A 24,569-nucleotide genomic window follows, 5' to 3' on the forward strand; every position below is an offset into this window, starting at 1 on the left:
AGGAAGTGGACATATGTCAGAAGTACTCACACGAAAACAAGTACCCGTCGAGGAGACGTGGAACTTGGAGACGATTTATGCGGACGATCAGGCGTGGGAACAAGATTTTGAGGCATTGAAAGCAAACGTGCCGGCCTTGGTCGAGTTTAAAGGTAAACTCGGGGAATCAGCCTCTACTTTGTTTGAAGGCCTGCAACTTCGCGACGACATCTCGCGCCAGTTGCATAAATTGTATACATACGCCCATATGCGTTATGACGAAGATACGTCGAACAGTCATTACCAAGCGTTGAACGACCGGGCGGGCTCGCTCGCGGCCCAAATCTCGGCTCAGCTCGCATTCATGACGCCGGAACTGCTCGCTATCGATGAGAGTCAAATCGAGGCGTTCATGGCGGAACACGAATCGCTCAACGTCTATCGCCATGCGTTCGACGAGTTGGCGCAAGAGCGTCCGCACGTGTTGACGGAAGCCGAAGAGGCGATTCTCGCTCAAGCTGGTGACGTGCTCGGCCAGTCGAGTTCGACGTTCGGCATGCTCAACAACGCCGATTTGAAATTCCCGAAAGTGAAGAACGAGAAAGGTGAAGACGTCGAATTGACGCATGGCCGTTACATCACATTCCTCGAGTCGAGCGACCGTAGCGTCCGCGAAGGGGCGTTCAAGGCGATGTACGGCACGTACGAGCAATATTTAAACACGTTCGCCTCGACGTTGTCAGGCAGCGTGAAGAAGGATAACTTCTATGCGACGGTCCGTAAGTTCGAGAGTGCCCGTCAAGCGGCGCTCCATCATAACGCCATCCCGGAAGCGGTATACGACGGTCTCGTCGAAGCGGTGAACGAGCGCCTCGACTTGTTGCATCGTTACGTCGCGCTCCGGAAACGGGCACTCGGTGTGGACGAGCTGCATATGTATGACTTGTATACGCCGCTCGTGAAAGACGTGGACATGAAAATCCCATATGACGAAGCGAAAGACTTGATGGTCGAGGGACTCGCACCACTCGGCGACGAGTACGTCCAAATCGTCAAGGACGGTCTCGATTCACGCTGGGTCGACGTCCGTGAGACGCGTGGCAAACGAAGCGGCGCTTACTCTTCAGGCGCGTACGACACGCAACCGTTCATCTTGATGAACTGGCAAGACAACGTCAACAACTTGTTCACGCTCGCCCATGAGTTCGGTCATTCGGTCCATAGCCATTACACGCGGGCGTCGCAGCCGTATCCATACGGGGACTACTCGATCTTCGTGGCCGAAGTGGCATCGACGACGAACGAGGCGCTCTTGAACGACTATTTATTAAAGACGCGCACAGACCGCCAAGAGCGGCTCTATCTCTTGAACAATCAGCTCGAGACGTTCCGTGGCACGTTGTTCCGTCAGACGATGTTCGCCGAGTTCGAGCATATGATCCATAAAGCGGCCCAAGATGGCGTCTCGCTCACACCTGAGTACTTGAATGAGACGTACCTCGAGCTCAACAAGCGATACTTCGGAGACGAGCTCGTCATCGATGGGGAAATCGCCTTCGAATGGGCACGGATCCCGCACTTCTATTACAACTACTACGTCTATCAATATGCGACGGGCATCTCGGCGTCGGCCGCATTGTCGCAACAGATCATGGACGAAGGGGAACCGGCCGTCCGTCGTTACATCGACAAGTTCTTGAAGGCCGGGTCGAGCGATTACCCAATTGAGGTATTGAAAGCGGCTGGAGTCGATATGACGACGAAAGCACCGGTGCTCGCAGCGCTCGATCAGTTCGAGGCCGTGCTAGACGAGATGGAAGCGTTACTTTTCCAATAAAAGAAGCGGGGCGTGAACATTATGTGACAATATGAACAAAGTGCTTGTCACGGTGCGCTCGTCTCGGTATATTATAAGTGTGAAATCAATCACAAACCCCTTTATTGACCGTAAACTTTCTCCCAACCTGTGATCTGTATAGATACTCGGGTACGATGTTTTCCGTCCCCGCGGAGAACATCGCAAAAAACCCACGGCTCCCCGGCCGTGGGTTTTTTTGTGTCATTTATTCGTCGCCCAAGCTTCGCCGCTGCAGCCCGGGACAGGCCGGCAACGTTGTTGGAGCGACAGTTTTTTTAATTCTCTTTCGATGACAGGCTTGTCGAGCTCTAAAATGAAAGCGAGCTCGGTAATCGTCGAGGCGTCATAGTGTCCTAACACTTTCTCGACGTTCCAATCGGTCTCACGGGTCGGTACATAGCCGAGCAGTTCGGCCATGACAGCTTGATAGACGTCATAAGGATAGAGTCCTTCGATTTTGAGCGCCTCGTCACGCGTGACGAACGTCAAGGCGGGAAGCGATTCGATTTCCCAGTCTTTCAAGATCTCATGATCGACCGCCAGTGCGCTCAGCAGTTGATTGGATTGGATATCGGCAGCCAACTCATCGATGTCGAGTCCATAACTGACGAACGAGCGGGCAATTTCCCATAAGTCGCTGTCGCTAGAGCCATCCTTCAAAAAGATATCGTTAATATGCAGATGGCGCATGAAGCGCATCGCATGACGTTTCCCTTGTAACTCCATAGCCTTGATCATCGTGAGAAGGCGAACCTCTTCTTGACATCCGCCAACACAACTAGGAACCGTCGAAACCATACGGAAACGAATCAAGTGCCCGTATTCCAGTTCGAGTTTTTTAATGAGTGTCATCACGTGAAGCCCGTCTGGATCTGAGATGTCCATGAAATAGAATAACTCTAATGGCTTATATGTTACTTGGATAGAAGATTCTTCCAATGAACAGGATGACTCATTACATTGTTCAAGTTCCATTGTGTCGCCTCCTCTCGTAAACAAAAATCAAATATATCGTATGCTCATTGTAGCAACGAAAAAAAAAGGTTGGCAACGTATCTGCTCAACCTTGATTTCGACGCATCTTTTCTTCCATGAATCGAACGATTTTATTTTTGGCGGGCCGGAGGGGAATGCCATGGCGATGAAGAAGCTGTTCGAACGCGAGTTTGCCCTTCGCTTCATCGGTCACTTCAAATTCTATTTCATAGTCGTGAATCTCCAAATAATGACTTTCGTCAAGGACGAGCAGACCATCTGGCGTCTCGATTTCCGCGCGTTTCGTCTCAAGGCGACCGAGATGTTCGAGCGGGCCGGACAAGTCGAACGCGGCGAGCGCCTCTTTCATTTGGTCATCGTGGATGATGCCGTACTTAAACAAGTTCTCGGCCTCTGCCTCATTGATTGGGGCATGTGTCTCGAGCAGTCCAACGTCATGCGGTTGTTTGAGTGTCAACACTTGGCCATGTTTTTTCTCGCGAATCCGTAGAGCGGCGCCGTGCTTCTTCAGTTCGAACGTCGGTGTATCGAAATAGTCATTCGCCTGCCATTTCACTTTGTCCGTTAAATCGTAGGCGGTGAGCAAGGTCTCATACTCGTCTTTCGTCAACATCGATTTGAATTCAATTTCCACTTCTTGGGTCATAAATCATCGCTCCATTCTATGAACAATTGTTCGTTTATGATACCATACAATCGGATACATACGGAAAAAGCAGGGTTTCCGAAATGAACGAAAGTGGTGACAGCATATGCAATCAATGGATTGGGATCAATTTTTAGTGCCGTATCAAATCGCGGTCGATGAACTGAAAGTTAAATTCAAGGCGATTCGGAAACAATATAAATCTCAAAATGACCACTCACCGATCGAGTTTGTCACGGGACGGGTCAAACCGGTCGGTAGCATTCTCGAGAAGGCGAAGCGAAAGCAAATCCCTTACGACAAGTTGTCGACGGAGATGCAAGACATTGCCGGACTCCGCATCATGTGCCAATTCGTGGACGATATCGTCCACGTCCTTGAACTGCTCCATCACCGGACCGACTTTAAAATCGTCGAGGAACGTAACTATATCACGAACCAAAAGGAATCGGGCTATCGCTCTTACCATTTGATTCTCGAATACCCGGTTCAAACGATTCATGGCGAGTTCCCGACGCTAGTCGAAGTCCAAGTGCGGACGCTTGCGATGAACTTTTGGGCAACGATCGAGCACTCGCTCAACTATAAATACGACGGGGATATGCCGGTCGAGGTGCAGGAGCGCCTGCGCCGGGCGGCTGAAGCGGCATTTTTGCTCGATGCCGAGATGAGTCAGCTCCGCGTCGAGATTCAAGATGCACAGCAAGTGTTCCGGGATAAAGAAATGAACGTCCAAACGGACCAAGACTAGGGGGCCAAGGCATGCAGTTTGCGATTGTAGCACGGGGAGACGCGCGTTCGGCCGATATTGCGCGCGAGTTGACGAATAAATTGACCGAAGCGGGGCATTCGGTCTCGAAAGAGCCGCGGATCGTCGTCTCGGTCGGTGGGGATGGGACGATGCTCCAAGCGTTCCACGAATATATCGACCGGCTCGATGATACGCTGCTCGTCGGGATTCATACGGGCCATCTCGGTTTTTACGCCGACTGGCAACCAGACGAGCTCGACGAGTTGACGGAAATGATCACGAGCGAATCGTTCGAACCGGTGTCTTATCCGCTCGTCGAGGTGCTCATCGATTACGAGGACGGGACGACCGAACGACAACTCGCCATGAACGAGTGTACGATTAAAAACTATAAACGTACGCTCGTCTGTGACTTGTCGATTCGCGACGATTATTTCGAGACGTTCCGCGGTGACGGGTTATGTATTTCGACACCATCCGGGTCGACAGCCTATAACAAAGCACTCGGGGGTGCCATCGTCCATCCGTCGATTGAAGCAATCCAAGTGACGGAGATGGCGTCAATCAATAACTTGGTGTACCGGACGATCGGTTCACCGCTCTTGTTGCCGAAGCATCATCAAGTGAAGATCGAGCCGCACACGAAAACAGAATTCGAACTCGCGTTCGATCACCAAGAAGCATTGTCGTGGTCGAACGTGCGCTCGATTCGCTGTGCGGTCGCGAAAGAAAAAGTGACATTTGCCCGGTTCCGCCCGTTCCCATTTTGGCGACGGGTCCGGGAATCGTTCATTGAGGAAGGGAAGTAACCGATGTACGGATTCACATTGCATCGCGTCGCGGGGACGAACGTCCCGCTGCGCGATTTTTTAATGACAGACTGCGGCATCTCGCGCAAGATGTTGACCCAAATCAAACAAGGGGGGCTCATCCTCGTCAACGGAGAGCCGCGGACGGTACGTTATGACATCAGCGAAGGAGATGATGTGACGGTCCATTTCCCGGTCGAACAGCCGGCGGAGACGATGGTCCGCTCGTCACGCCCGCTCACGATCCTGTTTGAGGACGACTATTTGCTCGCCGTCGATAAACCGGCTGGGATCGCGACGATCCCGTCTCGGCTTCATCCCGACGACACGCTTGCCAATGCGGTGCTCGGATATTACGAGCGAAACGGATTGCAGTCGGCGATTCACGTCATCAATCGACTCGATCGTGACACGAGCGGCGTCGTCTTATTCGCGAAATATGCATACGTGCACCATCAGTTCAGTGAATTGCAACAGACCGGGGGCTTGTCACGAACGTATCTCGCTCTCGTCGAAGGTGAGGTTTCGCCACAGACGATTGACGCTCCCATCGGCCGTGCCCCAGATTCAATCATGGAACGAATCGTGACGGCAGACGGACAGCACGCCGTGACCCATATTCTCGAAGCAGAGCCGCACGAGGCATATACAGCGCTGACGATCGCCCTCGAGACGGGGCGGACGCATCAAATCCGCGTCCATCTGCGCCATATCGGGCATCCGCTCCTCGGGGATACGATGTACGGTGGTAAGACCGTACTCGACCGCCACGCGCTCCACAGCGCCTCGGCGACGTTTTGCCACCCGATGACGGGGGAGAGACTCGTCATTGAGGCGACATACCCGCATGATTTTCGACTTGAAGTATAATAAAAACAGTCCCGCACTCAGCTGAGCGCGGGACTGTTTTTCAATCGTCGTCGAACATATACGATTTTGATTTCGACGCGACGTTCATGACGAGGCCGATGGCAATCATGTTCATGATGATCCCGGTCCCGCCGTAACTGATGAACGGTAACGTCAGACCGGTGATCGGAAGGACACCGATCGTCATGCCGATGTTCTGGAAAATTTGGAATGTGAACATGGCGATGACTGCGGTCACGATGTAACTGCCGAACGGACTGCTTGCTTCAAGCGCGATATGAATCATCCGGTATAAGAACAGGAAGAAGACGATAATCACGATGGCCGCACCGATGAACCCATAATGTTCAGCGATGACGGCGAAAATGAAGTCGGTCTGCGACTCCGGCAAATAGACCAAACCTTGACCGTAGCCGGCCCCGAACATTTGACCGGACCCGATCGCCTGAAGCGATTTAATCAATTGGAACGCCAAGTCGTCGGAATACTCATACGGATAAATCCACGCTTGGAATCGATTCAAGGCGTGTCCCGGAACAAAGCTTTGCAACACCTCGAAATGGGAGAAGAACAAGTACATGAAACCGCCGATCGTCACGGCAGCGGCGCTGAACAGACCGAGCAACCATTTCCAGCCGATTCCGGAGACGATGATGATGGCCCCGAGCATCGTGATGAGAACCAGTCCGGTCCCTAAATCCGGTTGCGTGACAATCAGTCCGAGCGGTGGAATGGCGAGTAGGACGAGTTTCATTAACAGCCACGTATCCTGTTGGGATGAGCCGTAGCGTTTATTATGGTCGTAGACGATCGTAGCCATGGAGATGAGCAAAAACAACTTCATGAATTCGGCCGGTTGAAAACTGAAACCTGGCACGTTGTACCAGCCGTACGCCCCGTTGATGTTTGGAACGAGTGTCGTATCTCGGAGCGGTATCAAGCCCACTAGCAGCAAGAGCCCGAAGGAATAGAGATACCAGTGAATTTTTCGCAACTGTTCGTACTCGATCGTCATGATGGCGAACATGGCCACGAACCCGATGATGTAACGGATTCCTTGATCGAATGCGAAGTTGATATGTTGTAATCGTGTCGGCAACATCGGTTGTGCCGTGTAAATGGCGCCTAGGCTTATGACCATCAAGAAAAAGACGATTGTCAAAAGTGTCGTGTCTAAACTTCTTAAATAAGATTGAATGCGGTTCATGATGAAGTCGTCTCACCCTTTCTATACGTATTTTATCTTACCGTAAGTTAAAAAAATCGCAATACGTTACGCGCTAGTTGACAAAACAGACACCATTCTGTAATCTGATAACAGATATTATAACCAGGTACTAAAAAGGGGAGTTTACGATGTCAATCTATCCAACGTTAACGAATAAGACGTATGTCGTCATGGGAATTGCCAATAAACGCTCGATCGCATGGGCGATCGCGAAGACGCTCGACGCGGCAGGTGCGAAGCTCGTCCTTACGTATGCGGCCGAACGCTTCAAATCAGGTCTTGAGTCGCTTGCGGCCGATTTGAACGGAGAGGCCCTACTTTTAGAATGCGACGTCACGAACGACGAAGCGATCGATACGACGTTCCGTACGATTCACGAACAAGCAGGGCCGATTCAAGGGATCGCCCATTCAATCGCATTCGCTGACAAAGAAGCACTACGCGGCGAATTCTCGGAAATGACGCGCGGGCAGTTCGCGCAAGCGCTCGACATTTCGGCGTACAGTTTGACGGCAGTCGTCAAAGCGGCCAAGCCGTATTTCGCAGAAGACGCTTCGGTCATCACACTCACGTACCTCGGCGGTGAGCGCGTCGTCCCGAACTACAACTTGATGGGTGTCGCGAAAGCAGCTCTCGACTCGAGCGTCAAATACTTGGCGAACGAGTACGGACCTCACGGCGTCCGCGTTAACGCGATCTCGGCAGGACCGATTCGCACGTTATCGGCCAAAGGTGTCGGCGACTTTAACAGCATTTTGTCTGAGCTTGAACAGAAGGCGCCACTGCGTCGCAACGTCTCGGCAGAAGAAGTGGCCTCGACGGGCTTGTTCTTGTTATCGAGCATGGGCAGCGGTGTGACAGGAGAAGTCATCCACGTCGACAGCGGTTATCATATTTTGTAAATATAGGGGAAGGGCGCAGCGATGCGCTCTTTTTTGTATTATTCCGACCTGATTTCGGGTAAGGACCTGTGAAGGAGGTTGGATCATGGGTCCTTATCAGATTGATTTCACGGTCGTCCAATATGGAAATCGCCAAGTTCAACCGACAGAACGGGCGAATATCGAGCCGGTCACGCGGATTCAGCGTGTCCAACGCATCCGGCCGCGCCAAGAAGAATGGCTAGAAGCCGAACAACAAAACAGCCCCGGTCGATTTGTCGACCGGAGCGTGTAATCTTATCCGCGGAACCGGAACGTCTCATAGACGTTCCATGTTTCGTTTTCGAGCTCATACATGACGGCCATACGGTTGACCGTTTCCTCGAAATGAACTTGCTCCATGCGCATCCGTTCGAGCACGTCGAACAGTTCGGCATCGGTCAAATCTTGCCCGATGGTGATGTGCGGGAGAAACTCGTATTTGGGAGGCTGGTTGAGAAGCCCCTCGTGGAGCTTGTCTTGGAGCGCTGACAGTTCGCGCGTCGGCAACACTTTTAAGTAGAGGACGTTGTTCGTCGGTGCGAACGAGCGGACCCCATCGATTTTTAATTGGATCGGTTTGGTCGAGTCCGCGACTTGTTGCAAATACTCGAGCACTTTCGGTAAATCGGCTTCGTCAATCTCCGTGCGTTCCTTGATTGTCACGTGTGGTGAAATCAAGGCGTACTTCGTATCGTACCGCTTCCGATACGAGTTGGCGAAATCTTGAACTTGTTTTGATGGAAATAAGACTACCCCAATCTTCATTCCAGTTCCCCCTTTATAAAGTGGTCTACTTTTTTATGATGACCGATTTATTGAATGAAGTCAAAGCGGGCTTAGTCTTTTTTTCGAGTTTTCAGTATAATAGAGGTTGAGTACTTCGGGAGAAACCTTCTCGAGATGAAAGGATGTGTAGCGGGAGTGTTCCCGCCTAGATGATGAAACATGTACCACACTCACGAGACGTACGCGAGGCCGCACGGGCTCGCTTGATTGAACGGGGCGTATCGATTGAATCGATCGCCGAGATCGTCTATCAAATGCAGGCGCCGTATTCGCCACACTTGTCATTGAAAGACTGCGCGGAATCGGTCGAGGCCGTGTTAGATAAACGAGAGCTCCAACATGCGATTCTCGTCGGATCAGAACTTGATATTCTCGCCGAACGCGGACAGTTGTCCGAGCCACTGCTATCAATCGTGGCATCGGACGAGGGCTTGTTCGGTGTCGATGAGACGATTGCCATCGGGGCCGTCAACACATATGGTTCCATCGCCGTCACGACGTTCGGATACTTAGACAAAGCGAAAATCGGCATCATCAAACAGCTCGACACGAAAATGGAAGATGGTCAAGTCCATACGTTCATGGACGACCTCGTCGGCGCGATCGCGGCGAACGCATCGGGACGCTTGGCGCACCGCTTGCGCGATATGACCGACTTTGGCGAAGACGAGATGCGGGAACGGAAAGGCTTGTATTAATGACACCGCGCTCAAACATGTTGGCGATCACCGGGGCGATCAGTTTCGTGCTCTTCTCGGTGGTCGTTGTTTTAGGTTGGGTGGTGCCGGTTGATCGGTTCGTCACGTCTACGCTTGACCCGCTCGCCGGTCCGCTGTTCGTCTATGTGACCGAGCTCGGCAGCGTGAAGGTATTGATCGGCCTGTCGTTTATCGGCATGCTTTATTTTTTGTGGCGGGGCGACCGGTTCGAGGCGTTTCGTTTACCGATTGTCGTCATTACGACGCTACTTGTGACGCAAGGGCTGAAACTCATCTATGGTATCGACCGGCCGTCGATCGATGCGGCGCTCGACGCGACGACGTACAGTTTCCCAAGCGGTCATGCCTCAGGGTCACTCGCGTTGTATGGACTGCTCGCCGTATTGGTGTATCGACGGAATGAGACCGTCGCCGGCTTGATTCTGCTCGTCACACTGACGTTGGCCGTCTCGTTCAGCCGGGTCATCTTGAACGTCCATTATTTTAGTGACGTCATCGGAGGCTGGCTCGTCGCCCTTGTCATCGTGGCGGGATCAGAAATGGTAAGGAGGAAACAAATTTGATTCTTGTAACACAAGTCGAAACATGGTTGTTTATGGACCGCGACCGGGCTGATGCGGCGGAAGTGCCGACAATCCTGGTCGAAAAGGATGCGTCCGGAGCCAAATCGTTCACCACGATGCGGACATTGTTCCAACTGAAGAAATGGACAGGGCAACACCGCTTCGTGCCGTTTTTGTCGTGTGATGAGGCGTCGTATCGCGCCTATGAAGTGTTTCATGTCGATGCGAAGCCCCCGTTCGCCATCCTTGAATCGGGGGGCGTATTGATGAAGGACAATGAGCGGGATGAGGCCTATGAAGGCGCCCTGCGCGACGCAGGTGTCACGACAGACCACGAACGAATCGCGTTCGCAGCGGATTACCTTGAACGGGAACTTGGTGAACCGGTCATACTCGCCATCGATGAGGCGATAACGTCGCATCCCCGCGTGCCAGATGACGTATGCGTACCGGGAAAGGTGATGCAGACAAGTGAACGGCTGTTCGCTTGGGCGAACCGACAACAAGCGGAGAGAGGTGACGTACGATGAACGAGTGGGAACAAAAGATCCAAGCACTACTCGACGGTTCGGTCGAAGAGTTACTCGTGCCAAAAGACGATTTTTTGACGGTCCGCTCGCTGTTGATTGACAAGGGCTGGATGTTTGAAGTCGTCGGGGAAGCGAAACACGGGGGCGTCACAATTTATCGGAAGAACGAAGCCGGTTCGACAGAATAAGCGGCTACGGATAAAGGAGGGGCAAAGGACAAATGAGGTCCTGTGCCTCTTTTTTCTGGTCGCACGACAAGAGACAGAAGTTTGGGGACGGTGACCCGAAAACTCTGTTGTAAACGCTTACATAATCTAGACGAGACTCGCTTATACTAAACGTGTAGGAGGCCACTACCATGTTATTGAATGAAAAGAGCAAGCGAATCCTGAGCGTCATCATGCACGAACAACGAGTGACGATTGAATCGCTCGAGCTGATGCTCCCGTATTCAAGACGGACCATCGAGTATGAGCTGGAGCGGATTCAAGAATGGTTGGTCGATTGTGGACTGCCGGACATGCACACGGACGGGGCGACGATTCAATTGACGCTCACTCCCGAGCTGACGGAGCGGTTTGAACAAGCAGGATTGATTTGGGCTGAAGAAGAGCGCGAATTGCTGATCGTGTTCTTCACATTGGTCAACCGAGAGTTTTTATCGGCGTTCCATTTTCAACAACTCCTTGACGTCTCCAAATTCACGGTGCAAGAAAGTTTGAACGGTGTGAAGAAAAGCGCGGCGCATTTCGGTCTCGATTTCGCCTATACCCGGAAGTCGGGGTATCACGTAAACGGACATCCACAAACAATCGCCTTGTATTTATATCGGACGATTGAACGTCTCGTCACCCGTTCGACGAAGGAGCGTCTTGTCAGTGCCGTGCTCGCGGATTGGGAGACGGAATATGAAGAGCTGCTTCACCAACTCGAAACGTACGAGACGGTTCGACAGTTCCGCTTGGTCGAGAGCCATCGAGAAAAACTCGCCTACTTCCTCTTGTTCGGAAGCCGAATGGCGTTGCCTACGTCCACCGACGAAGAAGATCACGTCATGGCGGAGAACACGGACGACGCGCTCCGGCACCACTTCAGTCAAATGCCTCATCTTTGGGTGACGCTCGATATGCTGATCAAGAGCGGACCGAAAGTCGAGGAAGAGATGGATGAGGCGACACAACACGAATTGGCTAGCGTCATGATGGATGTGATCGAACGGTTCGAACTTCTCAGTTGTACGTTCATCATCGAGCGGGAAGCACTGTGCGAGAAACTCGTGCTTCATTCGAAAGCGACGATGCAACGCGTCTACACAGGGCTCGAAGCACCCGAAGAGCTCGAACGTTATGTCATGAAAGAACACAAAGTGTTGAACGTGCTCGTAGAGCGATCACTCGAGCCGTTCCGGCAACGTCTCGGCAAAGCCGTTCCGGCGACGGAAGTCATGTATTATACGCTCCATTTTGCTGCGCATCTCCATCAACAAGGACAGCACCTCGATGAGCAGATGAAAGCCATCGTCGTCTGTCCGAGCGGGATTAGCGTCTCGCACATGCTCGACCATATTTTGAAGAATCAATTTCCTGAGATTGTCTTTTTACCGCCGATCTCGCAGCGGGACGTCGAGCAGTACGCGCCGCTCGTCGACTTGATTTTCACGACCGTCCCGTTGCCGCGAACGATTCATGAGTTGGCGAATGTGACACTTGTCCCAGCGTTGCCGACACGGCTTGAACAAATCCAGTTGAAGCGTCAAATCGAGCAACGATTTTTAAAACGGGGCGAGCACGTCACAGTTCAACTCGACGACGTGTTGCAAGTCGTAAAAAAACATGCGACCGTCACGAACGAACGGCAACTGCGCCAAGATTTGCGGGCATTGCTGTATGCAGACACGACTCAAACTGTACACCAGGGGGGACAGCCGGTGCTAAATGAACTGATCACGCGAGAAAATATTCAAGTGCTAGACAAAGTCGAGGATTGGCAAGCGGCCATCCGTCTAGCGGCCAAGCCGCTCGAAGCGAACGAATCGATTGTGACGAGTTATATCGACACGATGATTGACAACGTAGAAGAACACGGACCGTATATCGTCCTCATGCCTGACGTGGCCATTCCGCACGCCCGACCCGAGGACGGGGTCCGAAAGCTCGGCATGAGCGTATTGAAAGTGGGAGACCCGGTCGTCTTCCCCGAAAACAAATCGGTCCGGCTCTTCTTTGTACTTGCGGCCATCGACCAGACGACACATTTGAAGGCGCTCGCCCAACTGACGGAATTGCTCGGCAACGAGGCCGATTTGGCGACGTTGTTGTCCGCCCAGACGAGTGACGACATGTTACCAGTCATCAACAAATATTCAGAGGAGGAACAATCATGAAAAAAATCTTAGTTGTATGTGGAAACGGGCTCGGTTCAAGTTTCATCATGGAGTTGAATGTGAAGAAGGCGCTTGATCAAATGGGTGCCGAGGCAGAAGTGTCGCACACGGATATCGCGACGGCACGTACGGAACCGGCCGATATTTATCTGGGGGCCAAAGACATCATCGGTACGCTCGATGACGGGACGCGTGAAATCGTGGCTCTTGAGAACGTCATGGACATTGAAGGGATCAAGGCGCAACTAGAAGGTAAACTGTAAACGACTTCGGGGGTCGGAAGGGGGAACAATGAATGCTTGATTTAATTATGCGAGACATACTAGGGACACCTGCCATCTTGGTCGGTCTGTTCGCTTTGATTGGTCTTGTGCTTCAAAAGAAAGATGTGGCATCGGTCGTCTCTGGGACGTTGAAGACGATCATGGGCTTCGTCATTATCGGGGCCGGGGCCGGGGTCATCATCGCGGCGCTTGATATATTCGGGCAGATGTTCGACGAGGCGTTCAGTATTCGCGGGGTCATCCCGAATAACGAAGCGATCGTCGCGGTCGCTCAAGACGCGTTCGGCGTCGAGACGGCGATGATCATGGTGTTCGGGATGGTCATGAACATCGTGCTCGCCCGATTCACACCGTTCAAATATATTTTTCTGACGGGTCACCACACGTTGTTCATGGCGAGTTTGCTCGCCGCGATTCTGTCGGTGTCAGGCCTTGAAGGAGTCGTCCTCGTCGCGGTCGGTTCGCTGTTGCTCGGGTTGTGTATGGTCCTGTTCCCGGCGCTGTTGCAACCGTTCGTCCGTCAAATCACGGGGTCGGACGACTTCGCGATTGGGCATTTCGGTTCGCTCGGATATTTTGTCTCGGGTACGATCGGCAAGTATGCGGGCAACAAAGAGCATTCGACGGAACACATTCAAGTGCCGAAGCAACTCGGATTCCTGCGTGACACATCGGTCGCCGTCTCTTTGACAATGACGCTCTTGTTCGTGGTCGTGGCCATCTTCGCTGGTCCTGGTTTTGTCGAGAATGAATTATCGGGCGGTTCGAACTATATCGTCTTCTCGATCATTCAAGCGATCACGTTCGCGGCTGGTGTGTATATCGTTCTCGCCGGGGTACGGATGTTGATTGCCGAGATCGTACCGGCGTTCAAAGGGATCGCTGACAAGATGGTGCCGAACGCGAAACCGGCACTGGATTGTCCGACCGTGTTCCCGTTCGCTCCGAACGCGGTCATCATCGGCTTCTTGGTCAGTTTTGCGGCAGGATTGATTTCGATGTTCTTCCTCCCGCTGTTCGGGCTCGCGATCATCGTACCGGGGTTAGTTCCTCACTTCTTCACGGGAGCGACGGCTGGTGTGTTCGGGAACGCGACGGGAGGGCGACGCGGTGCGATTTTAGGTGCGTTCGCCAACGGTCTCCTCATCAGCTTCTTGCCGGCCATGTTGTTGCCGCTGCTCGGGAACCTCGGTTTTGAGAGCACGACGTTCGGTGATTCGGACTTCGCACTCGTCGGGATCCTCATCAGTTGGTTCGTCTCCTTGTTCACATGAAGTTGAATCCAAACGAAAGACCACGTCCGAACGGACGTGGTCTTTCTACTGTTTCAGGCGTTTGAGGCCAATTTGATTTTTTGTCGTTTTAACTTGTGTAATAACCAGGCATGTAACACTTCACAAGAATGGTGAGGAAGGGTCAGTTCAACGAGCGGGTGTGACTGACCGAATATAGTGAAGCGCGAATGGTCCTCGTCGAGCATCGATACTTGAATATCGGTCGCTTCTTGAAGCGAAATCCGTTGCTCGCCGGCTACTGCATCTTTTAGTTTCAGCATTTTTCCATTCGTCGCAAACTTGGTGAACGAAGACATTCCCTGTACTTTCAGTTGTTCCATCTCGTGTATCTATCCATCCGCATGATGAATAGATTTTCACCTCGCTTTCTCTATATTGCCTTCCATTCCTCCAGAAGGTTATTCCTAGTATACCGTCCTCGCGATAAAAGAAAAGACTTAATTTAACGAAAAATTAAGACAATTTGTTATCAATTTTTAAAAATAGTGTCACAGGCGCATCGCTGAGGGATTTAAGGTGTAATCCGTATGGGCGGGATAACAAAAAAGAACCTGATGGGATCAGGTTCGACAAAGATTCATGCAGGGATGAACTCAAAAGCGTTCGATCTCCCACGTGCGCCGGCGATACGTCAATTGTCCCTTCAACGCAATCGATTCCTTCTTCGCGTCAAAGTCTTCCTCGAGGACGGACATGTCCTCGTAACGTCCCGCGACATAGAAGGCGATCGACACTTGGCGATTGAATAGACTCCGTTTCGTATGGTCAAAGTCGATGATCAGGCCTTGCGGTGACAACGCCAAAATTTCATCGATGACCGGGAGGGGGATGGGGACGAAACTGATGTTACGGATGTCCCGATCGAGTTTGCTTTGCAAGACGCTTTGGAGAAACTGGCTAATCGTCGACCAGTCTCTGATGTAGAGGCTGCTGTGACGGTCGTTCGACTCGTTGAAGAAAGCGATCTCGTTTTGAATCGAGTTGAGGAACGGCCCCTTCAAACCTCGTTCCATGTGGCTGAGGAACAAAATCTCGGCGATTTCATGGTCTGATAACGATTCGAGCAGGTGGTAGTCGGGAAAGTCGATAGCAGTGAAGCTTGTTTGATTGTTTAAGTATTTCGTCGAGAACGTCGACAGTTCGTGCGCCTCGATATAGCGAAACCGGGTCCGGGACGACTGTCTCATCCCTTTTATGTCCGTGCGACAGATGATCATCGGGCGAGCGAGTGATAGCGCCTCGGTGACATCGCTCAGCGTCACGCCGTGAAGTGTAAAACGTTGCAGTTCTCGGTCTTGTTTAATATAGAACAACTGTTTTGACATGTTTATCCCCTCAGTTCAAAGTCACTATAGTTTGATTTTAGCAAATCCCTATCGAGTGCGCCATGTTTGAGCGGTTCGGGAGGATTGAGATGATGGTTTTTTTGGGAAAATGGTTATAATTGAGGAAAAGAACCAGAAAGGCGGATTCCATATGTGGGGGTTGAAAAAAAGTTTTCCTGAACTCATAACGAGTCGGTTCATCTTAAGAGAACTCGAACCCCGTGACGCGAGGGCGCTCTATGTGATTCTCTCGACCGAGGAAGTGATGCGCTATTACGGGTCTGACCCTTTATTGGCCGTATATGAGGCAAAGAACGTTATCGCTTATTTCAAAGACCAGTTTCAACAAGGCAAAGCGATCCGCTGGGCGATCTGCGACCGTGAGACGAACGAACTGGTCGGGACCATCGGCTTTCATAACTGGACGCCCCAATACTTTCGTGCCGAGATCGGCTTTGAGGTTGCGCCGAACCACTGGCGTCGCGGCGTCGCGCATGAGGCGGCATCGGCCGTCATCCGGCACGGGTTCGACGAGTTCAAGTTTCATCGCATCTCGGCGCTCGTCGCCCCGGAAAACGAAGGGTCGAACCGGTTGGTGCAGAAGCTTGGATTCACGGAAGAGGGGCTACTTCATGATTATGCCTATAGTCATGGCCGTTTCATGGACTTGACGATGTATCGTCTCTTGAAAGAGGAATGGAATGAGAGGGAGGAAAGATGATGAGACAACTTGTGCTGTTACACGGTTTATGTGGGTCACCTGACTATTTTGAGGAACTTATCCCGTTGCTTGATGCGGAAGTATATGCGCTGACGCTGCCAGGTCATGCTGGAACCGAAGCAGGACCTGAGACGATGGACCAGTTCGCAGATTGGGTGGTCGCCGAGATGCGGCTCCGAGAACTCGACCGGCCGATCGTGCTCGGCCATTCATTCGGCGGCTACATCACGACAAACCTCGTCCGCCGTTATCCGACCGAGTTGTCGGGATTCGGTTTGATCCACTCGACGGCAGCGGCTGACCCGGAAGAAGCAAAAGCCAAACGCAATCAAGCGATCGAACGAGTGATGGAAGAAGGGGTCCATCCGTTCATCGATACGATGATTCCCGGCGTGTTTGCGGCTGATTCCGACACTAGCTTGATTGAACGCGCGAAACAAATCGGGTATGAGATGTCGAAGGAAGGGGTCATGTCTGCCCAGCTCGCGATCCGCGATCGGGGCGACGAAACGGAGACCGTGCGTGAAACGGGATTGCCCGGACTATTCCTCTATGGGGACAAGGATCCGAACATGGGCGCGGATCGTGCTTTCTTAGGCGCAGAACATCACACGAAACAAACCGTCCCAAGCAGCCATATGGGGATGATGGAGGAGCCTGAATTAGAAGCGCGACTCATCAACGATTGGCTTAAGGAGGTGCGACATGTCTAAATTCAAACTTGTCGCCGTGTCAGGGAGTCTTCGGAAAGCGTCGTTCAATACGGCGTTGCTCCACTCGATTATCGAGCTCGGCCGTGACCGCTTCGATGTCGAAATCGCTTCGATTGAGATGCCGCTCTATAACGACGACTTGATTGACCCGGATGAACCCGAAGTCGTGCGCGACTTCAAACGAGCTGTGCGTGAGGCGGACGGTCTGCTCGTCGTCACCCCGGAATATAATCACAGCATCCCGGGTGTGTTGAAGAACGCGATCGATTGGCTGTCGCTCGAACCAGGCACGCCGCTCCGTGAGAAACCGGTCATGATTGCCGGGGCGTCTCCGGGCATGCTCGGGACGGCGCGATGTCAAATTCATCTCCGTCAAGTATTTGCCACAAATCGTGCTAACGTTTTACCAGGAAATGAAATCTTTATCACGCATTGTAAAGAAAAGATTGATGATACTGGATTGCATGATGAAAAGTCGCGGCAACAAATCGACCGAGTATTATCGGAGTATTACAATTGGATTGAATTTTGGAAGCGTCAAGCAAAAAATTAACTTGAAGTCGCCCTGATTGTTTGATAGAAATGAATTGTGAAAACAAACACAAAGGGAGCGACAGCAAAAATGGAAACGTATATTGAACTGTACAATGGCGGCGAGTTAGAGGACCGGGCAGTCATCAATGACGGGATGACGTTCGGCCGGGTCACGATTGTGGAATTATTCTATCAGACGGGCCATATTTTCGGATACGTGAAGGCCGATGGAGAGAAACGTTTCTTCCTCGAGCCGGTCGCCGGGGACGATACGTTCATCGTCGAAGGAGATCGTTATTCGCTCCAACAGTTCATCGCCCTATTTTGATGTTCACGACGCAAGCGACTCGCTTGCGTTTTTTTGTCGTTTTCGTCACGATTGAAGGTGAGGTGATGAGGATGAAACTAGTAGCAATTGAACCAACTCCAAGTCCAAATAACTTGAAGATTATCGTGGAGCCGGCTTTCACTGGCCGAGGCGTCACGTATGACAAGGCGAGCCGTGACATGCCTCCGATTATCGAGGACATCGTCGGGTTGCGAGGGGTCAAGTCGGTCTATGCGGTTTCCGACTTCCTCGCCGTCGAACGCCATCCAAAACATGATTGGCACGACGTTATGAACGAGATTCGTCGCGCGTTCGGGGAAGACGTCCCGGAAGTCGAGGCGAACCAGATGGCGGCGGACTATGAACCGGTCCACGTATCGGTCCAGTTCGTGCTCGACGTCCCGATGCAGTTGAAACTCGTCAAAGGTGACACCGAAAAACGTGTCGGTCTGTCGAAGCGGTTCGTCGACGCGGCGCTCGACGTGCAAGCACAAGTGAAAAACGTCATTCAAGACCGGCGTTGGGTCGAGCAAGCTCCGCGTTACGGAGAGCTCGAGGACGTGAGCGTCGTCGCGCAAGAAGAACTCGAGGCGGCTTATCCCGAAGAACGGGTCGCGCGCATCGTCGCCCGTGCGTTCGGCCGGGAAGCCGACTATGAAGCGAATGCGAACCAGTTGCAATCAGACGATTGGAAAGCGCGATTGGCGTTCTTGGACGAACTCGAGATCGTTCCGGACAACATGGTGTACTTCCGCCGTGCGCTCGAGGATAAAGTGATGGCGATCCGTCGACAAGCGGTCGTCATGATCGGCATGTTCGAAGAGAACCGCGAACAGTACGTCACGTATATCGAACAGGCGCTCGTGGACTCGTCACCGATCGTCCGTCGTACGGCCGGCGATACGGTATCGGATTGGGCGTTGCCGCAGTCGCAGCCGTCGATGATCGAGGCGCTCAAAGATAAGAGCAAGCTTGTCCGTTGGCGGGCCGCTCGGTTCTTGTTCGATTGTGGAGATGAGCAAGCGGTGCCGGCATTGAAAATTGCCGAGGACGACCGCGAGTTCGAGGTTTCCCTTCAAGCCCGTCTCGCGAAAGAGCGAATCACGAGTGGAGAGACAGCGCTTGGGACGGTGTGGCAACAAATTTCGAATCGAACGAAGTAACAATCATTCGACAAACAAATATTTAATTTTTTTACAGTTACAGGGAAGAGAGACGAATCGTCATGCGATTCGTCTCTCTTTTCTCGTATTCAATTTGATAATTCATCCAAATGACTAACAATCGATACCAGTTATTCGACAGTTGGGTAAACGGGTCTTTTGGCCTGTCGAACGATGGGACGTTTTTCCTTGCGAATCGTTGATACACTAAACATATCTTATACCAACAAAGGAGCCATACTCATGATGCTTTTTGCAGAAACCCCAGAACTCGTAGCCTATAAGGAAGTCGTCGATGGTATGATCACGGTCATCTTTGAGTCGATTCACAGTGAGACGTTCTCGATCTCTGCACAAGTTCGTTCCGACATCGACGTCGCCGACGCGTTGTTCATGACTGGTTGGCAACAGTACGTGGAAAACGTCCAAGTTTCATAATAAAGGTGAATAATATACGTAAACCCATTACAAACGTCTGCACGAACGTTTACACTAGTGCTATAGACGTTTTTTTATTTTTCAGAGGAGAGTGGGATACGTGAAGAAGACTTGGTTATTGGCCATCGTCACGGCGATGATATTGGTTGTGGCGGCGTGCAGCAAAGAAGAAGCGAACCCGAGCGATGTGGACGACACCGCGTCGACACCGCCTGCTTTATTGACGCTCGATACGGACGTGAGCTACGATGCCGAATCGAAACAACTGTCGACGACGGTGTCGATGACAAACCCGAACGAAGAACCGGTCAAGGTAACGTTCAACTCGTCTCAACGGTTTCAAATGACGGTGATGAACGGTGATACGACCGTCTTCGATTACGGCAGTGAATATATGTTCACGGAATCGATTATCGAAGAGACGTGGGAGCCAGGCGAGAAGAAAGTGTTCGATGAAGTGTTCCCGCTCACGCTCGAAGCCGGGGACTATACAGTCGATTTCGTCGGACTGGCCCAAGTCGACGGTGCACCTGAAATGGCGGTCACGGATCAACAGACTTTGACGGTCGAAGCGGCGGAGCCACCGGCAGAAGAGGGAACGAGCGAAGAACCGGCGGAAGAGCCGACGGAAGAGCCGAGCAATCAGCCGGCCCAAACGAACGGTGCGTTCCGCGATGTCGCCATCAAACTGAACGGTAACGCGATTGACGTGTCTGGCTACACGGACGTCGAAGAGTTTGAGTGGAGTGTGTCGGACGGTCATAACCTGTATGCTCAAGGCGCGGCAGAAGTGACGAGCGGCGGCTTTACGTTCGGCGTTCTATTGGACGAAGAACCTCCGGCCGGGAAAACGCTGTTCTTGGAGATGACACCGATTGGCGGAGACGTAGCCTCGTTCCGCATCCAATAAGCGAACGACGGAAACTGAGGTTTCCGTCGTTTTTTTTCGGGAATGAAACAAGTTGACGGCACCCCCAGATTGTCAGACAATTAGGCAAACCGATATCAGTTAGGGAGGAAGTTGAGTATGCAGCAACATATTATCGAATCGACACATGTCAAACCATCGATTAACCCGGCCGAAGAAATTCGTCTTCGGACCGATTTTTTAAAGGCTTATGTTAAACGGGCAGGGGCGAAAGGGCTCGTCCTTGGCATCTCGGGTGGACAGGACTCGACGCTCGCCGGTAAACTCTGTCAGCAGGCGATGGAAGAGTTGCGTCAAGAAACGGGCGCGGAGTACACGTTCTACGCCGTCCGTCTTCCATATGGGGAACAACATGACGAAGCGGATGCGAAGCGCGCCCTCGAATTCATCCGTCCGGACAAGACGTTCACGGTCAACGTGAAGCCGGCAGTCGACGCCTCGGCTGAAGCGTTCGCACAAGCGACCGGTCTTGAACTCGGTGACTTCCATAAAGGAAACACGAAAGCACGCGAGCGGATGAAAGTTCAATACGATATCGCCGCCACGTTCGGCGCGCTCGTCGTCGGTACGGATCATGCGGCTGAATATGTGACGGGTTTTTACACGAAGCACGGCGATGGGGCTGCCGACTTGACGCCGCTCACCGGACTCAACAAACGCCAAGGCAAGGCGTTGCTCCATGAACTTGAAGCGCATGAGAGTTTAATCTATAAAGTGCCGACGGCTGACTTAGAAGATGACAAGCCGGGACTCCCGGACGAGGTCGCTCTCGGGATGACGTATGATCAGCTCGATGACTACTTAGAAGGCAAAGAGATCGACCCGGTCATCGCCGAGCGGATCGAGACGATCTTCAAGCGGTCGCGCCATAAGCACCATATGCCAGCCTCGCTCTACGACGAGTGGTGGCAGTAATCAAAAAGAACCAGCCTCTGGGTTGGTTCTTTTTGATGTAAAGTTTACGATCCGTCCCTTTTGGCGCCCATGCTTTCAGCAGGCAATCCCGAAGCCTCCTCGCGCCGATTCCGGCACTGCGGGGTCTTCGTCGGATTGCTTTCCTGCATGAGTCAGGGCGCCACGGGACGGATTGTGGAGGCTTTCATAGTACACAGGCCAATCGATGCCATGGCCGGCGCCCGAACTCCTAGGGGAAGAGCGAGGCAAGGATGACCCCGTAAAGCGTGATTTTACGCTGCGGAAGCATTCGCATCGCGGAGGGTGCCAGCAAAGGCATGGCCGTAAAAAAGAACCGAGCCATAGCACGGTTCTTTTTTACGTACGATTCATTAGCGCTTCGAGCGTGTCGGCACGAATTGGATGAGCAAGATGAGCGTGAACGCGATCAAGCTGAGCAGCGGGATCGTGATGAACCCGAAATAGTTCACCCAACGAATCAAGCAATCGTTACTGCAGAACGCGTCGCCGTTCGGGATGCGTTCGAGAACGACGTGATAGAGGGCAATCGCCCAACCCGCCCCGGCCATGAGACCGACGAACAATTTGTTCACAGCACGGTTTGAGACCATGACCGTCAAATAATAGATGGCGAGCGGATACATAAATATGCGTTGGAACCAGCATAACTTGCATGGCACGTACAGCATGATTTCCGAGAAATAAAGACTGCCGAGCGTCGCGATGGTGGCGACAATAAAGGCAAAATGATGACGTTGCATCTGATTTCCTCCTGACGATTCAAAACTAATCGACAAACATGATATGATACAGTGAAGCAATAACGTATCCAGTATACAATCTTTGAAACGATAGAGAAACAGGTGACGTCATGCAAGTATCAGAAGTGGAAGTGTTGATCGTCCTCGCCGAGGAGTTGAACATGCGCAAAGCAGCGGAGCGGTTATTCGTCTCCCAGCCCGCACTCAGTCAACGTCTCGTCACGATCGAGCACCAATGGGGTAAAAAGATATTCGTCCGTTCGACGCGCGGGCTCGCGCTCACACCAGACGGAGAAAAGATCATCGACTTCGCAAAGAAGATGTACAGCGAAGAACAGGAGCTGCGTGGGGAGTTGACGGCGCAACAAGGTGAGGTGTACGGTACATTAAAAATCGCCGTCGCATCCATCATGGGACAGTATTGGCTGCCCCGCGTCTTGAAACGATTCATGGAGCGGTATCCGTCGGTCCGGGTCAAACTCGTCACGGGCTGGTCAAGCGAGATGATGCGCTATATGCTAGAAGAAAATTTTCATATCGGTATCATCCGGGGGAACCCTGACTGGCGCGGCGAGAAGATGAAACTGTTCTCAGATTCGCTCCACTTGGTCGATATGCGGATGACCGATTTAAAGCAACTCAAAAACAACGAGCGCTCATTCATTCAATTCAAGAGCGACTCGACCTATTATCAAGAGATTCTCGAATGGTGGCAGGAACGGTTCTCGAGCCCGCCGCTGACGACGCTCGTCGTTGATCAGATTGAGACGTGCAAACAGATGGCGCTCCATGGAATCGGCTTCGCGATTTTGCCGGAGTCGACGATCCGCGATGTCGAGGCGATCAATAAGATTCCGCTCACCTCGTCGAACGGGACACCGCTCGTCCGAGATACGTGGATGTTGTCGACCGAATCGATGCTCGAGTTGGCGCAAGTGAAGGCATTTTGGGAAATCGTGGACGAAGTGACAAAGGAGAGTGTGGAATGAGTTGGGCAATTGAAGCAAGACGGCAGTTACATTTGATTCCAGAACGAGGTTATGAAGAGTTTAAGACACAGGCGACGCTTGAGGAGTTGATCCGGTCCCTGAACTCGCCGCGGGTGCATATCTCACACTGGCGCACCGGCCTGTTCGTCCGCATTGATGGTCTTGTCGGTGAGAAGACGATTGGGTACCGGGCCGACATGGACGGCTTGCCGATCACAGAAGAGACAGGACTCGAGTTCGCCTCGGTCCATGAGGGGATGATGCACGCCTGTGGTCACGACGTTCACATGGCGATCGCCCTTGGGTTAATCAAACGTGCCGTCGAGGAGCCGCTCGACCACGACCTCGTCATCTTTTTCCAACCGGCAGAGGAAGGTCCGGGCGGTGCCGAGCCGATGGCCGTGTCGGAACTGTTTTATCATTTCCGTCCCGATGCGATGTTCGGCCTTCATGTGGCTCCGGAATATCCGGTCGGTACAATCGCCTCGCGCCCGGGTGTCTTGTTCGCGAGTGCGCGTGAACTGCATCTGACGATTCACGGAAAAGGCGGGCACGGGGCCTTCCCGCATGCCGGGATTGACGCCGTGATCGTCCAAGCTGCCTTAATCATGCAACTTCAAACGGTCATCTCACGGAACATCGATCCGATGGGGAGTGCTGTCATCTCGATCGGTAAGGTCGCGGCCGGGACGAAAGAGAACATCATCGCCGATACGGCGAAACTCGACGGGACGATCCGTGCGCTGTCGGATAAGGAGATGGTCGTGCTCGAAGGGCGTATCCGTCAAATCATCGCCGGAGTGGAGATGACGTATAACGTTCAAATCGACCTTGAGTTCGGCAATCGCTATCACGAGGTCGTCAATGACGAACGTTATTTGTTCCAGTTTGAAGAAGTAGTCGAAGAAGTCGGGTATTCGTACAAGACGTGTGTCCCCGCCATGACCGGCGAAGATTTTGGTTACATGTTGAAGCAAGTACCGGGCTTCATGGTCTGGCTCGGCGTGAACGATATGGGTTCAGGGCTCCATCAATCAACGCTCAATCCGGACGAGCGGGCGATCGATGTCGCCATCGAGCTGTTCGATCATTTCTTTCGAACAGCGATCATTAAATGAAGGGAGCGGACACGAC

30 protein-coding genes are annotated in these 24,569 nt (G+C 52.4%); 23 read left to right on the forward strand and 7 right to left on the reverse strand.

The annotated features are described in order from the left end of the window. Positions 1-13: 13 nt before the first annotated feature. Positions 14-1,816, forward strand: coding sequence for an oligoendopeptidase F (gene pepF / locus KNP86_RS01650; protein ID WP_214752611.1), 1,803 nt, complete (start codon positions 14-16; stop codon positions 1,814-1,816). A 222-nt stretch (positions 1,817-2,038) separates the two neighbouring features. Here the strand turns inward: pepF and KNP86_RS01655 are convergent, their stop codons facing one another. Together KNP86_RS01655 and KNP86_RS01660 are read right to left on the reverse strand one after the other, a co-directional pair. Beyond that, positions 2,039-2,812 (reverse strand): DsbA family protein, encoded by a 774-nt coding sequence (locus tag KNP86_RS01655; RefSeq protein ID WP_034776958.1) that lies wholly within the window; start codon positions 2,810-2,812, stop codon positions 2,039-2,041. Between the two features lie 85 nt (positions 2,813-2,897). Then, entirely contained in the window at positions 2,898-3,479 is a 582-nt protein-coding gene (locus tag KNP86_RS01660) for a CYTH domain-containing protein (protein ID WP_200881479.1), read from the reverse strand. 106 nt (positions 3,480-3,585) lie between these two features. Here KNP86_RS01660 and yjbM point away from each other — a divergent pair, with 106 nt between their 5' ends. Genes yjbM through KNP86_RS01675 form a run of 3 tightly spaced genes read left to right on the forward strand, consistent with a single transcriptional unit; the run spans position 3,586 to position 5,909 of the window. Continuing rightward, the gene (yjbM, locus tag KNP86_RS01665) at positions 3,586-4,230 is read left to right on the forward strand and encodes a GTP diphosphokinase (protein WP_034776960.1); all 645 of its coding nucleotides are present in this window, start codon (positions 3,586-3,588) and stop codon (positions 4,228-4,230) included. An 11-nt stretch (positions 4,231-4,241) separates the two neighbouring features. Continuing rightward, entirely contained in the window at positions 4,242-5,039 is a 798-nt protein-coding gene (locus tag KNP86_RS01670; protein WP_034776962.1) for an NAD kinase, read from the forward strand. Positions 5,040-5,042: 3 nt separating this feature from the next. Then, positions 5,043-5,909, forward strand: coding sequence for an RluA family pseudouridine synthase (locus tag KNP86_RS01675; protein ID WP_214752613.1), 867 nt, complete (start codon positions 5,043-5,045; stop codon positions 5,907-5,909). Between the two features lie 40 nt (positions 5,910-5,949). Here the strand turns inward: KNP86_RS01675 and KNP86_RS01680 are convergent, their stop codons facing one another. After that, a complete protein-coding gene (locus KNP86_RS01680) occupies positions 5,950-7,116 on the reverse strand; it encodes an FtsW/RodA/SpoVE family cell cycle protein (protein ID WP_034776964.1) in 1,167 nt (388 codons plus the stop codon). Positions 7,117-7,265: 149 nt separating this feature from the next. Here KNP86_RS01680 and fabI point away from each other — a divergent pair, with 149 nt between their 5' ends. Together fabI and KNP86_RS01690 are read left to right on the forward strand one after the other, a co-directional pair. Then, positions 7,266-8,039, forward strand: coding sequence for an enoyl-ACP reductase FabI (gene fabI, locus KNP86_RS01685; RefSeq protein WP_131433674.1), 774 nt, complete (start codon positions 7,266-7,268; stop codon positions 8,037-8,039). 85 nt (positions 8,040-8,124) lie between these two features. After that, positions 8,125-8,313, forward strand: coding sequence for a hypothetical protein (locus tag KNP86_RS01690; RefSeq protein ID WP_021066964.1), 189 nt, complete (start codon positions 8,125-8,127; stop codon positions 8,311-8,313). Positions 8,314-8,315: 2 nt separating this feature from the next. Here the strand turns inward: KNP86_RS01690 and KNP86_RS01695 are convergent, their stop codons facing one another. Continuing rightward, the gene (locus KNP86_RS01695) at positions 8,316-8,825 is read right to left on the reverse strand and encodes a YjcG family protein (RefSeq protein ID WP_034776969.1); all 510 of its coding nucleotides are present in this window, start codon (positions 8,823-8,825) and stop codon (positions 8,316-8,318) included. 173 nt (positions 8,826-8,998) lie between these two features. On the opposite strand from KNP86_RS01695, the gene KNP86_RS01700 reads away from it, so the two are divergent. The 7 genes from KNP86_RS01700 to KNP86_RS01730 all read left to right on the forward strand — a co-directional run bounded on the left by KNP86_RS01700 (position 8,999) and on the right by KNP86_RS01730 (position 14,599). Beyond that, positions 8,999-9,544, forward strand: a complete 546-nt coding sequence (locus KNP86_RS01700) for a phosphatidylglycerophosphatase A family protein (protein ID WP_214752890.1) — start codon at positions 8,999-9,001, stop codon at positions 9,542-9,544. Continuing rightward, positions 9,544-10,128 carry a phosphatase PAP2 family protein gene (locus tag KNP86_RS01705; protein ID WP_214752615.1) on the forward strand — a complete coding sequence of 195 codons (585 nt, stop codon included), beginning with the start codon at positions 9,544-9,546 and terminating at the stop codon, positions 10,126-10,128. Before KNP86_RS01700 ends, KNP86_RS01705 begins: the two co-directional genes overlap by 1 nt. After that, positions 10,125-10,658, forward strand: coding sequence for a hypothetical protein (locus KNP86_RS01710; RefSeq protein WP_214752617.1), 534 nt, complete (start codon positions 10,125-10,127; stop codon positions 10,656-10,658). Before KNP86_RS01705 ends, KNP86_RS01710 begins: the two co-directional genes overlap by 4 nt. Continuing rightward, a complete protein-coding gene (locus tag KNP86_RS01715) occupies positions 10,655-10,846 on the forward strand; it encodes a hypothetical protein (protein WP_034776975.1) in 192 nt (63 codons plus the stop codon). Before KNP86_RS01710 ends, KNP86_RS01715 begins: the two co-directional genes overlap by 4 nt. Before the next feature lie 170 nt (positions 10,847-11,016). Beyond that, positions 11,017-13,041 (forward strand): BglG family transcription antiterminator, encoded by a 2,025-nt coding sequence (locus KNP86_RS01720; RefSeq protein WP_214752618.1) that lies wholly within the window; start codon positions 11,017-11,019, stop codon positions 13,039-13,041. Continuing rightward, the gene (locus KNP86_RS01725) at positions 13,038-13,304 is read left to right on the forward strand and encodes a PTS sugar transporter subunit IIB (protein ID WP_034776979.1); all 267 of its coding nucleotides are present in this window, start codon (positions 13,038-13,040) and stop codon (positions 13,302-13,304) included. The genes KNP86_RS01720 and KNP86_RS01725 overlap by 4 nt, the downstream gene beginning before the upstream one ends. A 32-nt stretch (positions 13,305-13,336) precedes the next feature. Continuing rightward, positions 13,337-14,599 (forward strand): PTS ascorbate transporter subunit IIC, encoded by a 1,263-nt coding sequence (locus KNP86_RS01730; protein WP_214752620.1) that lies wholly within the window; start codon positions 13,337-13,339, stop codon positions 14,597-14,599. A gap of 53 nt (positions 14,600-14,652) precedes the next feature. Here the strand turns inward: KNP86_RS01730 and KNP86_RS01735 are convergent, their stop codons facing one another. Together KNP86_RS01735 and KNP86_RS01740 are read right to left on the reverse strand one after the other, a co-directional pair. Then, the gene (locus KNP86_RS01735; RefSeq protein ID WP_029595769.1) at positions 14,653-14,940 is read right to left on the reverse strand and encodes an FHA domain-containing protein; all 288 of its coding nucleotides are present in this window, start codon (positions 14,938-14,940) and stop codon (positions 14,653-14,655) included. A gap of 273 nt (positions 14,941-15,213) precedes the next feature. Further along, the gene (locus tag KNP86_RS01740; protein WP_034776983.1) at positions 15,214-15,945 is read right to left on the reverse strand and encodes a hypothetical protein; all 732 of its coding nucleotides are present in this window, start codon (positions 15,943-15,945) and stop codon (positions 15,214-15,216) included. Positions 15,946-16,096: 151 nt separating this feature from the next. Here KNP86_RS01740 and KNP86_RS01745 point away from each other — a divergent pair, with 151 nt between their 5' ends. The 8 genes from KNP86_RS01745 (at position 16,097) to nadE (ending at position 21,685) form a co-directional block, all read left to right on the forward strand. Continuing rightward, positions 16,097-16,666 carry a GNAT family N-acetyltransferase gene (locus KNP86_RS01745; RefSeq protein WP_034776985.1) on the forward strand — a complete coding sequence of 190 codons (570 nt, stop codon included), beginning with the start codon at positions 16,097-16,099 and terminating at the stop codon, positions 16,664-16,666. Beyond that, complete coding sequence (locus KNP86_RS01750; protein ID WP_214752622.1) at positions 16,666-17,379, forward strand: alpha/beta fold hydrolase; 714 nt, start codon at positions 16,666-16,668, stop codon at positions 17,377-17,379. Before KNP86_RS01745 ends, KNP86_RS01750 begins: the two co-directional genes overlap by 1 nt. Next, entirely contained in the window at positions 17,372-17,932 is a 561-nt protein-coding gene (locus KNP86_RS01755) for an NADPH-dependent FMN reductase (RefSeq protein ID WP_034776989.1), read from the forward strand. The genes KNP86_RS01750 and KNP86_RS01755 overlap by 8 nt, the downstream gene beginning before the upstream one ends. 69 nt (positions 17,933-18,001) lie before the next feature. Further along, positions 18,002-18,241, forward strand: a complete 240-nt coding sequence (locus KNP86_RS01760; RefSeq protein WP_034776991.1) for a hypothetical protein — start codon at positions 18,002-18,004, stop codon at positions 18,239-18,241. A gap of 71 nt (positions 18,242-18,312) precedes the next feature. Continuing rightward, positions 18,313-19,404, forward strand: coding sequence for a virulence factor (locus tag KNP86_RS01765; protein WP_214752624.1), 1,092 nt, complete (start codon positions 18,313-18,315; stop codon positions 19,402-19,404). 243 nt (positions 19,405-19,647) lie between these two features. Then, positions 19,648-19,842 carry a hypothetical protein gene (locus tag KNP86_RS01770; RefSeq protein ID WP_021066980.1) on the forward strand — a complete coding sequence of 65 codons (195 nt, stop codon included), beginning with the start codon at positions 19,648-19,650 and terminating at the stop codon, positions 19,840-19,842. 100 nt (positions 19,843-19,942) lie between these two features. Next, entirely contained in the window at positions 19,943-20,752 is an 810-nt protein-coding gene (locus KNP86_RS01775) for a BsuPI-related putative proteinase inhibitor (protein WP_353048139.1), read from the forward strand. 117 nt (positions 20,753-20,869) lie between these two features. Then, a complete protein-coding gene (nadE, locus tag KNP86_RS01780) occupies positions 20,870-21,685 on the forward strand; it encodes an ammonia-dependent NAD(+) synthetase (RefSeq protein WP_214752626.1) in 816 nt (271 codons plus the stop codon). Between the two features lie 371 nt (positions 21,686-22,056). Here nadE and KNP86_RS01785 read toward each other — a convergent pair whose 3' ends face one another. Further along, the gene (locus tag KNP86_RS01785) at positions 22,057-22,446 is read right to left on the reverse strand and encodes a disulfide bond formation protein B (RefSeq protein WP_034776995.1); all 390 of its coding nucleotides are present in this window, start codon (positions 22,444-22,446) and stop codon (positions 22,057-22,059) included. 110 nt (positions 22,447-22,556) lie between these two features. Here KNP86_RS01785 and KNP86_RS01790 point away from each other — a divergent pair, with 110 nt between their 5' ends. Continuing rightward, complete coding sequence (locus KNP86_RS01790) at positions 22,557-23,435, forward strand: transcriptional regulator CcpC (RefSeq protein ID WP_034776997.1); 879 nt, start codon at positions 22,557-22,559, stop codon at positions 23,433-23,435. Further along, positions 23,432-24,553, forward strand: a complete 1,122-nt coding sequence (locus KNP86_RS01795) for an N-acetyldiaminopimelate deacetylase (RefSeq protein WP_214752628.1) — start codon at positions 23,432-23,434, stop codon at positions 24,551-24,553. Before KNP86_RS01790 ends, KNP86_RS01795 begins: the two co-directional genes overlap by 4 nt. The last annotated feature ends 16 nt before the right edge of the window (positions 24,554-24,569 follow it).

Source organism: Exiguobacterium sp. s16 (genome assembly GCF_018618115.1).
Classification (GTDB): Bacteria; Bacillota; Bacilli; order Exiguobacteriales; family Exiguobacteriaceae; genus Exiguobacterium; species Exiguobacterium mexicanum_A.

Bases quoted from the DNA above. Each gene is read 5' to 3' on its own strand.
- pepF (WP_214752611.1), top strand. From the start codon at position 14: ATGTCAGAAGTACTCACACGAAAACAAGTACCCGTCGAGGAGACGTGG.
- KNP86_RS01655 (WP_034776958.1), bottom strand. From the start codon at position 2,812: ATGGAACTTGAACAATGTAATGAGTCATCCTGTTCATTGGAAGAATCT.
- KNP86_RS01660 (WP_200881479.1), bottom strand. From the start codon at position 3,479: ATGACCCAAGAAGTGGAAATTGAATTCAAATCGATGTTGACGAAAGAC.
- yjbM (WP_034776960.1), top strand. From the start codon at position 3,586: ATGCAATCAATGGATTGGGATCAATTTTTAGTGCCGTATCAAATCGCG.
- KNP86_RS01670 (WP_034776962.1), top strand. From the start codon at position 4,242: ATGCAGTTTGCGATTGTAGCACGGGGAGACGCGCGTTCGGCCGATATT.
- KNP86_RS01675 (WP_214752613.1), top strand. From the start codon at position 5,043: ATGTACGGATTCACATTGCATCGCGTCGCGGGGACGAACGTCCCGCTG.
- KNP86_RS01680 (WP_034776964.1), bottom strand. From the start codon at position 7,116: ATGAACCGCATTCAATCTTATTTAAGAAGTTTAGACACGACACTTTTG.
- fabI (WP_131433674.1), top strand. From the start codon at position 7,266: ATGTCAATCTATCCAACGTTAACGAATAAGACGTATGTCGTCATGGGA.
- KNP86_RS01690 (WP_021066964.1), top strand. From the start codon at position 8,125: ATGGGTCCTTATCAGATTGATTTCACGGTCGTCCAATATGGAAATCGC.
- KNP86_RS01695 (WP_034776969.1), bottom strand. From the start codon at position 8,825: ATGAAGATTGGGGTAGTCTTATTTCCATCAAAACAAGTTCAAGATTTC.
- KNP86_RS01700 (WP_214752890.1), top strand. From the start codon at position 8,999: ATGAAACATGTACCACACTCACGAGACGTACGCGAGGCCGCACGGGCT.
- KNP86_RS01705 (WP_214752615.1), top strand. From the start codon at position 9,544: ATGACACCGCGCTCAAACATGTTGGCGATCACCGGGGCGATCAGTTTC.
- KNP86_RS01715 (WP_034776975.1), top strand. From the start codon at position 10,655: ATGAACGAGTGGGAACAAAAGATCCAAGCACTACTCGACGGTTCGGTC.
- KNP86_RS01720 (WP_214752618.1), top strand. From the start codon at position 11,017: ATGTTATTGAATGAAAAGAGCAAGCGAATCCTGAGCGTCATCATGCAC.
- KNP86_RS01725 (WP_034776979.1), top strand. From the start codon at position 13,038: ATGAAAAAAATCTTAGTTGTATGTGGAAACGGGCTCGGTTCAAGTTTC.
- KNP86_RS01730 (WP_214752620.1), top strand. From the start codon at position 13,337: ATGCTTGATTTAATTATGCGAGACATACTAGGGACACCTGCCATCTTG.
- KNP86_RS01735 (WP_029595769.1), bottom strand. From the start codon at position 14,940: ATGGAACAACTGAAAGTACAGGGAATGTCTTCGTTCACCAAGTTTGCG.
- KNP86_RS01740 (WP_034776983.1), bottom strand. From the start codon at position 15,945: ATGTCAAAACAGTTGTTCTATATTAAACAAGACCGAGAACTGCAACGT.
- KNP86_RS01745 (WP_034776985.1), top strand. From the start codon at position 16,097: ATGTGGGGGTTGAAAAAAAGTTTTCCTGAACTCATAACGAGTCGGTTC.
- KNP86_RS01750 (WP_214752622.1), top strand. From the start codon at position 16,666: ATGAGACAACTTGTGCTGTTACACGGTTTATGTGGGTCACCTGACTAT.
- KNP86_RS01755 (WP_034776989.1), top strand. From the start codon at position 17,372: ATGTCTAAATTCAAACTTGTCGCCGTGTCAGGGAGTCTTCGGAAAGCG.
- KNP86_RS01760 (WP_034776991.1), top strand. From the start codon at position 18,002: ATGGAAACGTATATTGAACTGTACAATGGCGGCGAGTTAGAGGACCGG.
- KNP86_RS01765 (WP_214752624.1), top strand. From the start codon at position 18,313: ATGAAACTAGTAGCAATTGAACCAACTCCAAGTCCAAATAACTTGAAG.
- KNP86_RS01770 (WP_021066980.1), top strand. From the start codon at position 19,648: ATGATGCTTTTTGCAGAAACCCCAGAACTCGTAGCCTATAAGGAAGTC.
- nadE (WP_214752626.1), top strand. From the start codon at position 20,870: ATGCAGCAACATATTATCGAATCGACACATGTCAAACCATCGATTAAC.
- KNP86_RS01785 (WP_034776995.1), bottom strand. From the start codon at position 22,446: ATGCAACGTCATCATTTTGCCTTTATTGTCGCCACCATCGCGACGCTC.
- KNP86_RS01790 (WP_034776997.1), top strand. From the start codon at position 22,557: ATGCAAGTATCAGAAGTGGAAGTGTTGATCGTCCTCGCCGAGGAGTTG.
- KNP86_RS01795 (WP_214752628.1), top strand. From the start codon at position 23,432: ATGAGTTGGGCAATTGAAGCAAGACGGCAGTTACATTTGATTCCAGAA.